This is a genomic window from Thalassospira sp. UBA848 (genome assembly GCF_002295455.1).
In the GTDB taxonomy this organism is placed as follows: Bacteria; Pseudomonadota; Alphaproteobacteria; order Rhodospirillales; family Thalassospiraceae; genus Thalassospira.
Genome location: NZ_DBGS01000070.1, coordinates 1 through 10223, shown reverse-complemented (window position 1 = coordinate 10223; position 10223 = coordinate 1). Strand labels below are relative to the sequence as shown.

Below are 10223 nucleotides of genomic sequence, written 5' to 3'. Positions count from 1 at the left end.
GCGACCTTCTGACCGTTCTCGACCGAGAGAATAGCATCAACCGAGAGGAAGTAACGGGCTTCAAGACCGTTATCCAGGTTGATGACCTCGCCGTTTTCGTTACGCAGGGTAACGCGCGGCTTGAGGTCAGATGCCTTCGGCATGCTCTTCCAGTCGATAACCGTTTTCGAGGCGATACCGGTCGCTTCGTCATAGACTTCGCGAATGGTTACGTTCTCGAGAAGGTCGACATAGTTCACGTAACCTTCTTTCTCGGTGATGATCGGCAGGGTGTACGGATCCCATTCAGCCAGTTTCTGGCCACGGGTAACCTGCGCGCCTTCATCGGTCAGAAGTTTCGCACCATACGGAACGCGGTATTTCGCACGTTCGCGACCGGTCTTGTCGATCAGCAGGATCTCGAGGTTACGCGCCATGACGATGTTCACGCCAGACGAGTTCTCGACAACCGCGCGGTTTTTCAGTTTCACGGTGGCATCGAAGTTTGCTTCGACGCCGGAAACTTCTGCACCACGCTGCGCGGCACCACCAATGTGGAACGTACGCATGGTCAGCTGGGTACCCGGTTCACCGATCGACTGTGCGGCAATAACACCGACAGCTTCACCGATATTGACCGTGGTACCACGGGCCAGGTCACGACCGTAGCAGTGGCCGCAAACACCGGTTTCCGCATCACAGGTCAGAACCGAACGGATACGCGCCATTTCGACGCCTGCCTTTTCGATCACATCAAGGTGGTCTTCTTCGACCATCTCGTTCTTCGGCACGATGACTTCGCCGGTCGACGGATTGACAATCTCGTCGGCGGTGAAGCGACCGAGGATACGATCAGACAGGGTTTCGATAACCTCACCGGAGTCGACGACTGCTGCGATGTCGAGGCCACGGTCGGTACCGCAATCATGCTGGGTGATGATGCAGTCCTGGGCCACGTCAACGAGACGACGGGTAAGGTAACCCGAGTTCGCCGTTTTCAGTGCGGTATCAGCAAGACCTTTACGAGCACCGTGAGTGGAGTTGAAGTACTCCTGCACGGTCAGGCCTTCTTTAAAGTTCGAAATAATCGGCGTCTCAATGATCGAGCCATCCGGTTTCGCCATCAGGCCACGCATAGCAGCCAGCTGACGCATCTGGGCGGCAGAACCACGGGCACCGGAGTGCGCCATCATGTAAACCGAGTTCACATTGTCACCTTCTGCCGTCGCCGAGATGACTTTCATCATCGCTTCGGAAACGTCGTCGGTGCACTGTGCCCAGGCGTCAACAACCTTGTTGTATTTCTCACCACGGGTGATGAGACCGTCCTGGTACTGCTGCTCGTATTCCTTGACCTTTTCATGGGTCGTGCCAACCAGGGTTTCCTTGGCTTCCGGAATGATCATGTCATCCTTACCGAAGGAGATACCGGCTTTACATGCCCAGTTGAAACCAAGGCCCATCATGCGGTCAGCGAAGATAACGGTCTCTTTCTGGCCACAGTGACGATAGACGACGTCGATAACGTTCGAGACGTCTTTCTTGGTGAGCAGCTTGTTGATGGTCGAGAACGGAATGCGCGGATGACGCGGCAGAAGTTCCGACAGCAACATGCGGCCCGGGGTCGTCGCAACACGAACGGTGATCGGTTCGTTGTTTTCATCAACCGTATGATAACGGGCATTCACCTTGGAATGGAGGTTTACAACACCTTCATCCAGAGCCTGCTCGATCTCGGCGATGTTGACAAACGACATGCCCTCGCCCGGCTGACCATCACGCTCCATGGAGATGTAGTACAGACCAAGGACGATATCCTGCGACGGCACGATGATCGGTTTACCCGATGCCGGTGACAGGATGTTGTTGGTCGACATCATCAGGGTACGTGCTTCAAGCTGGGCTTCAAGCGACAACGGTACGTGGACAGCCATCTGGTCACCGTCGAAGTCCGCGTTGAACGCAGTACAAACGAGCGGGTGCAGCTGGATGGCCTTACCTTCGATCAGGGTCGGCTCGAACGCCTGAATACCAAGACGGTGCAGCGTCGGTGCACGGTTGAGCATGACCGGGTGTTCACGGATAACCTGTTCGAGGATATCCCAAACTTCGGCGCGCTCTTTTTCCACCATGCGCTTTGCAGCCTTGATGGTGGTGGCCATCCCGTACAGTTCCAGCTTCGCGTAAACGAACGGCTTGAACAGTTCGAGCGCCATTTTCTTTGGCAGACCGCACTGATGCAGTTTCAGGTTCGGACCCACGGTAATAACCGAACGACCGGAATAGTCGACGCGTTTACCCAGAAGGTTCTGACGGAAACGACCCTGCTTGCCTTTGAGCATATCCGACATCGATTTGAGCGGACGCTTGTTGGCACCAGTGATCGGACGACCGCGACGGCCGTTGTCAAACAGCGCATCAACCGATTCCTGAAGCATACGTTTTTCGTTACGCACGATGATATCAGGCGCACGAAGCTCGATCAGGCGCTTCAAACGGTTGTTACGGTTGATCACACGGCGATACAGATCGTTCAGATCCGAAGTCGCGAAACGACCACCATCCAGCGGAACCAGCGGGCGCAGTTCCGGCGGAATAACCGGGATCACTTCAAGGATCATCCATTCCGGGCGTGCGCCGGATTCCTGGAAGGCCTCAATCAGCTTGAGACGCTTGACCAGCTTCTTGCGCTTAGCTTCGGAATTGGTTTCCTTGAGGTCGATTTTCGCGGTTTCGCGTTCTTCATCAAGGTCGATCGCCGAAAGCATATCGCGGATGGCTTCTGCACCGATGCCGGCGCGGAAGCTGTCTTCGCCATATTCTTCCTGGGCGGTCATGTACTGGTCTTCGGACAGGAGCTCACCCATCTTGAGCGGGGTCAGGCCCGGTTCGATAACCACATAGTTTTCGAAGTACAGGATGCGCTCAAGATCCTTGAGCGTCATGTCCAGCAGCAGACCCAGACGGCTCGGCAGCGACTTCATGAACCAGATGTGGGCAACAGGTGCCGCCAGTTCGATGTGGCCCATACGTTCACGACGTACTTTGGCCAGAGTCACTTCGACGCCGCATTTTTCACAGATAATGCCGCGATACTTCATACGCTTGTACTTGCCGCACAAGCATTCGTAATCCTTCACCGGACCAAAAATGCGCGCACAGAACAGGCCGTCGCGCTCCGGTTTGAAGGTCCGGTAGTTGATGGTTTCCGGTTTCTTGATCTCGCCGAACGACCAGGAGCGGATACGCTCCGGGCTGGCAATCTGAATCCGGATCTGATCGAAGCTCTGGGTGCCCTGCGGCTGCCCGAAGATCTTCATCAACTCGTTCATAAAGGCTCTCCCGCTATGCCCGGTCTCGCCGGGTTTCGCCAATTTCAGGCCGAAAGATGCGATTTGGTGACCGGGATGCCCGAACGGGCACCCCTGTCAGCCAAACACTTAGAAATCGTTCTGCTCAAGCTCGACATTGAGGCCAAGCGAACGGAGTTCTTTAACGAGAACGTTAAAGGATTCCGGAATGCCGGCTTCGAAGGTGTCTTCGCCGCGAACAATGGCTTCGTAGACCTTGGTACGGCCCGAAACGTCATCCGATTTGACCGTAAGCATTTCCTGGAGGGTGTATGCAGCACCGTAAGCTTCGAGTGCCCACACTTCCATCTCCCCGAAACGCTGGCCACCGAACTGCGCCTTACCACCCAGCGGCTGCTGGGTAACAAGAGAGTACGGACCAATCGAACGTGCGTGGATCTTGTCGTCGACCAGGTGGTGCAGTTTGAGCATGTAGATATAGCCCACTGTCACCTTGCGATGGAATTTCTCACCGGTACGACCGTCATAGAGGTCGACCTGGCCAGAACCATCAAGGCCTGCTTTTTCAAGCATACGAACAACATCCGGCTCACGGGCACCGTCGAAGACCGGGGTGGCCATCGGGACGCCGCGACGCAGGTTGTTACCAAGTTCAATGACTTCGCCATCAGAAAGCTCTTTGATGCCAGCGACGTATTCTTCGCCTTCATAGACATCATTAAGCTTGCTGCGCAGGTCATCCATCTCGCCACGACCATCGGCAACAGCATCGACGAGATCGCCGATCTGTTCACCCAGACCACGTGATGCCCAACCAAGGTGGGTTTCAAGGATCTGGCCGACGTTCATACGCGACGGAACACCCAGCGGGTTCAAAACGATATCGACCGGCGTACCGTCTTCGAGGTGCGGCATGTCTTCGACCGGCATAATGCGCGATACGACACCCTTGTTCCCGTGACGGCCGGCCATTTTATCACCCGGCTGCATTTTACGTTTAACTGCGACGAAGACTTTGACCATCTTCATCACGCCCGGCGGCAGTTCGTCACCGGCCTGCAGTTTGTCGACCTTGTCATCGAAGCGGGCCTGAAGAACAGCGATCGATTCCTCGAACTGTTTTTTCAGAGCTTCGATGTCAGACATGACATTGTCATCTGCGACAGCGATCTGGCGCCAAAGGCCACGGGCAACACCCGACAGGCTTTCTTCGGTCAGTTCACCGGTCAGGCCCTTCGGACCATCAACCAGTTTCTGGCCAACCAGAAGGTTCTGCAGACGACCATAGAAGTTACGCTCAAGGATCGCGCGTTCGTCATCGCGGTCCTGTGCGAGACGTTCGATCTCGGCGCGTTCGATGGCCAGAGCACGTTCGTCCTTGTCAACGCCACGACGCGAGAACACGCGGACTTCAACAATGGTACCGAACTGACCCGGCGGGACACGAAGCGAGGTATCGCGAACGTCAGATGCTTTCTCACCGAAGATGGCACGCAGAAGTTTTTCTTCCGGCGTCATCGGGCTTTCGCCCTTCGGCGTTACCTTACCAACAAGGATATCGCCCGGCTTGATTTCCGCACCGATGTAGACAATGCCCGCCTCATCGAGGTTTTTGAGCGCTTCTTCACCGACGTTCGGAATATCACGGGTGATTTCTTCCTGGCCGAGCTTGGTATCGCGGGCCATGACTTCGAATTCCTCGATGTGGATCGAGGTATAGACGTCATCACGGGCGATACGTTCGGACAGAAGGATGGAATCCTCGAAGTTGTAACCGTTCCACGGCATGAACGCGACGAGCACGTTACGGCCGAGAGCCAGTTCACCCATATCGGTACACGGACCATCCGAGATGATATCGCCCTTCTGGACAACATCGCCAACTTTCACCAGCGGACGCTGGTTAATGCAGCTGCCCTGGTTGGAACGCTGGTATTTCAGCAGGGTGTAAATATCGACACCCGATTCCGATGCGGCAATGTCACCCGTTGCGCGGATAACCATACGGGTCGCGTCAACAGATTCAACAACACCGTCACGGCGTGCGATCAGGGTTGCACCCGAATCACGTGCCACCGGAACTTCCATGCCGGTCCCGACATACGGAGCTTCAGAGCGGATCAACGGAACCGCCTGACGCTGCATGTTCGAGCCCATCAAGGCGCGGTTCGCGTCATCGTTCTCAAGGAACGGAATGAGCGCGGATGCGACCGATACCAGCTGCTTCGGCGAGACGTCCATCAGGTCGATCTCTTCGGAGCGGGCCATGTAGTGGTCACCGGCCTTACGGGTGTTGATCAGTTCGTTGGTGAAGCTGAAGTCAGCGTTAAGCGGTTCGTTTGCCTGTGCGATGACATAACGGCCTTCCTCGATCGCCGAGAGGTAGATAACCTCTGCGGTGACGTTACCGTCGACAACCTTGCGGTACGGGCTTTCGATGAAGCCGTACTGGTTGACACGTGCAAAGGTCGCCAGCGAGTTGATCAGACCAATGTTCGGACCTTCCGGCGTTTCAACCGGGCAGATACGACCATAGTGGGTCGGATGAACGTCACGCACTTCAAAGCCAGCACGCTCACGGGTCAAACCACCCGGACCAAGCGCCGAAAGACGGCGTTTGTGGGTAATTTCCGAAAGCGGGTTGGTCTGGTCCATGAACTGCGACAGCTGCGAGGAGCCGAAGAATTCACGTACAGCAGCCGCAACCGGCTTGGCATTGATCAGGTCATGCGGCATGACGTTGTCGATCTCGACCGAGCTCATACGCTCGCGGATCGCACGTTCCATACGCAACAGACCAACGCGGAACTGGTTTTCCATCAGCTCGCCAACCGAACGCAAACGACGGTTACCGAGGTGGTCAATATCGTCAATCTCGCCACGACCGTCTTTCAGGTCGATCAAAACACGGACGACTTCCAGAATGTCTTCACGACGCAGGATGCGAACGGTGTCTTCGCATTCCAGGTTAAGACGCGCATTCATCTTCACGCGCCCCACGGCCGAAAGATCGTAACGCTCTGCATCGAAGAACAGGCCCTTGAACATGGCTTCCGCACCCTCGAGGGTCGGCGGTTCGCCCGGGCGCATCACGCGATAGATGTCCACAAGGGCTTCTTCGCGGTTGCTGTTCTTGTCCAGCGCCATGGTGTTGCGCAGATACGGACCAACCTGGTTGTGGTCGATCATGAGCAGACGAACGGAATCAACACCCCATTCTTTCAGCTGCTCGAACACTTCCTCGGTCAGTTCGTGGCCGGCTTCTGCCAGAATTTCACCGGTTTCGCCGTCAATAAGGTCGTCGGCCATGAACCAGCCATTGAGCTGATCTTCCGGTACGAGAATCTCGGTGACGCCCTGCTCGGTGATCTTGTTGGCGGAACGCTTGGTGATCTTGGAACCGGCAGCAGCGACAACTTCGCCGCTTTTGGCATCGATAAGATCGAAGACAAGCTTCTGGCCAATGTAACGGTCCACGGTGAAATCGGTGACCCAACCATCCTTGGTGCGGCGGTATTCAGCCGAATCATAGTAATAGTTGAGGATTTCTTCCGGGGTCAGACCTTCGATTTCCGACGGATCGACAGAGCGGCCTTCTTCGGCACGCTGTGCACGCAGCTGTTCGGACTCTTCGTTTTCAAGAGCCATCAGCAGCGTGGTCGCCGGCAGTTTGCGGCGACGGTCGATACGGACATACAGGATGTCTTTTGCATCGAATTCGAAATCGAGCCAGGAACCACGATACGGAATGACACGTGCGGCAAACAGGTATTTGCCCGAGCTGTGGCTCTTGCCCTTGTCATGGTCGAAGAAGACACCCGGCGAGCGGTGCATCTGGGAGACAATCACACGCTCGGTGCCGTTCACGATAAAGGTACCGTGTTCGGTCATGAGCGGCATGTCGCCCATGTAGACGTCCTGCTCTTTGATATCGCGGATCGAGCGTGCGCCCGTGTCCTCGTCGATATCCCAGACAACCAGGCGCAGAGTTACACGCAGCGGTGCGGCAAAGGTCATGCCACGCTGGCGACACTCTTCGGTATCGTATTTGGGCTGCTCAAGCTCATACGAAACAAATTCAAGAGTTGCGCGTTCCGAAAAATCTTTAATCGGAAAGACGCTCTTGAATACTTCCTGAAGACCTGCATCGTCCCGCTGCTCCTGCGAGATTCCGGTCTGCAAAAACTTATCGTAGGAATTCTTTTGAACCTCGATGAGGTTCGGGAGCGGAGCGACTTCGCTGATCCGTCCAAAGCTTTTGCGGATGCGCTTTCGACCAGTAAAGGACTTATCCATCATCGTTCCTTTAATCGCGCCTCCCCACACCGTCCGAACTCGTTCGTCCCTGCTCTGCCGCGCTTGCGAGTCGCACAAAACGCATACAGCACAACGACGCCCGAGCCCCGTACGGGGCGGGCGTTCACTTGATTATGACCGTGGATGTTATTTGACATCCAACTTGATTGAGATCACTGATCCCTCGGCTGTCGACGCCGTCAAAGATAACCTCTGACCTAAACGGCCTTACGTTATGTACGATTACCTTTGGCAGCGTCAACCGTTAAATTCCTGTTCGCGCCGCTGCACCCACCTGACACGATTGCCGGGAAGCACAGAGACGGAAGGGTCGGCGCCCAAAGGACGCCGACCCAGACCTTGGCAAGAAGCCGTCGATTACTTGAGTTCGACGGTTGCGCCGGCTTCTTCCAGCTTCTTCTTGATTTCTTCGGCTTCGTCCTTAGCAGCGCCTTCTTTGACGGCTTTCGGAGCGCCTTCAACCAGTTCTTTGGCTTCTTTGAGGCCAAGACCGGTGATGCCGCGGACTTCTTTGATGACGTTGATTTTCTTGTCACCAGCAGAGGTCAGAACGACGTCAAATTCGGTTTTTTCTTCAGCAGCTTCGCCACCGGCAGCAGCGCCACCAGCAGCAGCAACAGCTACCGGAGCAGCGGCAGAAACGCCCCACTCTTCTTCGAGCATTTTGGAAAGTTCTGCAGCTTCAAGAACGGTGAGCTTGGAAAGCTCTTCAACGAGTGCCTTAAGATCGGCCATTTTACTATACTCCTAGGCTTGAACTTAGATATCCGGGATATCTGATTAGTTTGGTTTACGCGGCTTCGCCTTTGTCGGCATATGCCTTCAGCACCTGGGCGATCTGGCCCGCCGGCTTGGAGGTCAGCGTAGCGATACGCTGTGCCGGGGTCTGGATCATACCCACCAGCTTGCCACGAAGTTCGTCCAGCGACGGCAGTTCTGCCAGAGCTTTAACGCCCTGCTCATCCAGAACCTGTTCGCCGATAGCACCAGCGACAAGCACAAGCTTCTCGTTGGATTTTGCGAACTTCGAAGCTACTTTCGCGGCCGCTGCCGGATCTGCCGAATAGGCAATCGCGGTCGGGCCGGTGAAGTAGTCTGCAAGACCAGCAAATTTGGTGCCTTCCAGAGCAAGTCGCGTAAGCCGGTTTTTGGTGACCTTGAAGCCCGCACCAGAATCACGCATCTGCGCACGAAGATCGGTAATTTCCGAGACCGTCAACCCTTTGTACTGGGTGATGATCACGCCTTCCGAACCTTCGAACACTTCGCGCATCTCTGCTACGAACTGTTGTTTATCATCGCGGTTCACTTTTAAGTCTCCGACATTGCTTGTTGCCCTGAACCCCACAAGGAGGTTCACAGACGTGACCTGTCCTTTCGAACCGGTCTGTTACGCCCGTCCGTTTGCCAGATGTTCAAGCCTTGTGTGAATCCCCGACGGGGAAAACCTAAGAACCGGAACCTCTGCCTATGCAGGAAATTAAGAGTGACAAATCTCACTCACCTGCAGTCTGGGACAGACAGGTAGAGAGGGCACTGAGCCCTCTCCGGTCCTGACCGGCCCGAAGACCGGTCAGAATTCGAAAAATTCTTACTTCGACGCGATGTCAGCAATCGACAGCTTAACGCCAGCACCCATGGTGGAGCTGATCGCAGCGCGCTGCAGGTAAACACCTTTTGCGCCGGTCGGTTTTGCTTTTACGATCGCGTTCACGAATGCTTTTGCATTCTCAAGGATCTGTTCTTCGCTGAACGATGCCTTGCCGATACCTGCATGAACGATACCGTTCTTCTCGGCGCGGAACTGGACCTGGCCAGCTTTTGCGTCGGATACGGCGGTCGCAACATCCATGGTAACGGTGCCGAGTTTCGGGTTCGGCATCAGGCCGCGCGGGCCAAGAACCTTACCGAGACGGCCGACAACAGCCATCATGTCCGGGGTTGCAATAACGCGATCATAGTTCAGATCGCCTTTCTGCATTGCTTCCATCAGGTCTTCGGCGCCAACAGCGTCTGCACCAGCTTTCTGGGCTTCTTCTGCTTTGGCTTCTTTTGCGAAGACAGCAACGCGCATGGTTTTACCGGTACCATGCGGCAGGGAAACAACACCACGGACCATCTGGTCAGCGTGACGCGGATCAACACCAAGGTTCATCGCCATTTCGATGGTTTCATCGAATTTGGCTTTTGCACCTTCTTTGACGAGCTTCACAGCAGCTGCGAGTTCGTACTGGGTGTTACGGTCGATGCCCTCATAGGCCTGGGCAAGGCGTTTACCAGTCTTGGCCATCGTCTTACTCCACAACCTCGAGACCCATCGCACGGGCAGAGCCCTCGATCATTGCCATCGCGCCATCAACGTCAAATGCGTTGAGGTCAGCCATTTTGGCTTCTGCGATTTCTTTGACCTGTGCTTTGGTTACTTTACCAACATAACCTTTACCGGTGGTACCGGAACCCTTGGCGATGCCTGCTGCCTTTTTCAGGAAGTAGGATGCCGGCGGGGTTTTGGTGATGAAGGAGAAGGAACGGTCGGAATAAACGGTGATGACGACCGGAATCGGCATACCAGGTTCCATCTGCTGGGTCGCTGCGTTGAACGCCTTGCAGAATTCC

The 10223-nt window shown here is 55.4% G+C and carries 6 protein-coding genes; all 6 read right to left on the bottom strand.

What is annotated here, in order from left to right; genetic code table 11:
• Nucleotides 1-3311, bottom strand: a 3311-nt coding sequence (gene rpoC / locus B2R48_RS09730) for a DNA-directed RNA polymerase subunit beta' (protein ID WP_296999641.1), incomplete at its 3' end; no start/stop codon positions are given.
• Between the two features lie 108 nt (nucleotides 3312-3419).
• Nucleotides 3420-7586: a DNA-directed RNA polymerase subunit beta gene (gene rpoB / locus B2R48_RS09725; protein WP_062955411.1), complete on the bottom strand. Its 4167-nt coding sequence runs from the start codon at nucleotides 7584-7586 to the stop codon at nucleotides 3420-3422.
• A gap of 378 nt (nucleotides 7587-7964) precedes the next feature.
• On the bottom strand, nucleotides 7965-8342 hold the full coding sequence (gene rplL / locus B2R48_RS09720) for a 50S ribosomal protein L7/L12 (RefSeq protein WP_062955410.1): 378 nt from the start codon (nucleotides 8340-8342) through the stop codon (nucleotides 7965-7967).
• A 55-nt stretch (nucleotides 8343-8397) separates the two neighbouring features.
• Nucleotides 8398-8916, bottom strand: a complete 519-nt coding sequence (gene rplJ / locus B2R48_RS09715) for a 50S ribosomal protein L10 (RefSeq protein ID WP_062955409.1) — start codon at nucleotides 8914-8916, stop codon at nucleotides 8398-8400.
• A gap of 282 nt (nucleotides 8917-9198) precedes the next feature.
• Nucleotides 9199-9897 (bottom strand): 50S ribosomal protein L1, encoded by a 699-nt coding sequence (gene rplA, locus B2R48_RS09710; protein WP_062955408.1) that lies wholly within the window; start codon nucleotides 9895-9897, stop codon nucleotides 9199-9201.
• Between the two features lie 4 nt (nucleotides 9898-9901).
• The coding region (gene rplK, locus B2R48_RS09705) for a 50S ribosomal protein L11 (protein WP_296999633.1) at nucleotides 9902-10223 on the bottom strand (322 nt) is incomplete at its 5' end.

What these genes read in the sequence shown, in the direction of transcription:
- rplA (WP_062955408.1), bottom strand. Translation starts at nt 9,897, where the DNA reads ATGGCCAAGACTGGTAAACGCCTTGCCCAGGCCTATGAGGGCATCGAC.
- rplL (WP_062955410.1), bottom strand. Translation starts at nt 8,342, where the DNA reads ATGGCCGATCTTAAGGCACTCGTTGAAGAGCTTTCCAAGCTCACCGTT.
- rpoB (WP_062955411.1), bottom strand. Translation starts at nt 7,586, where the DNA reads ATGGATAAGTCCTTTACTGGTCGAAAGCGCATCCGCAAAAGCTTTGGA.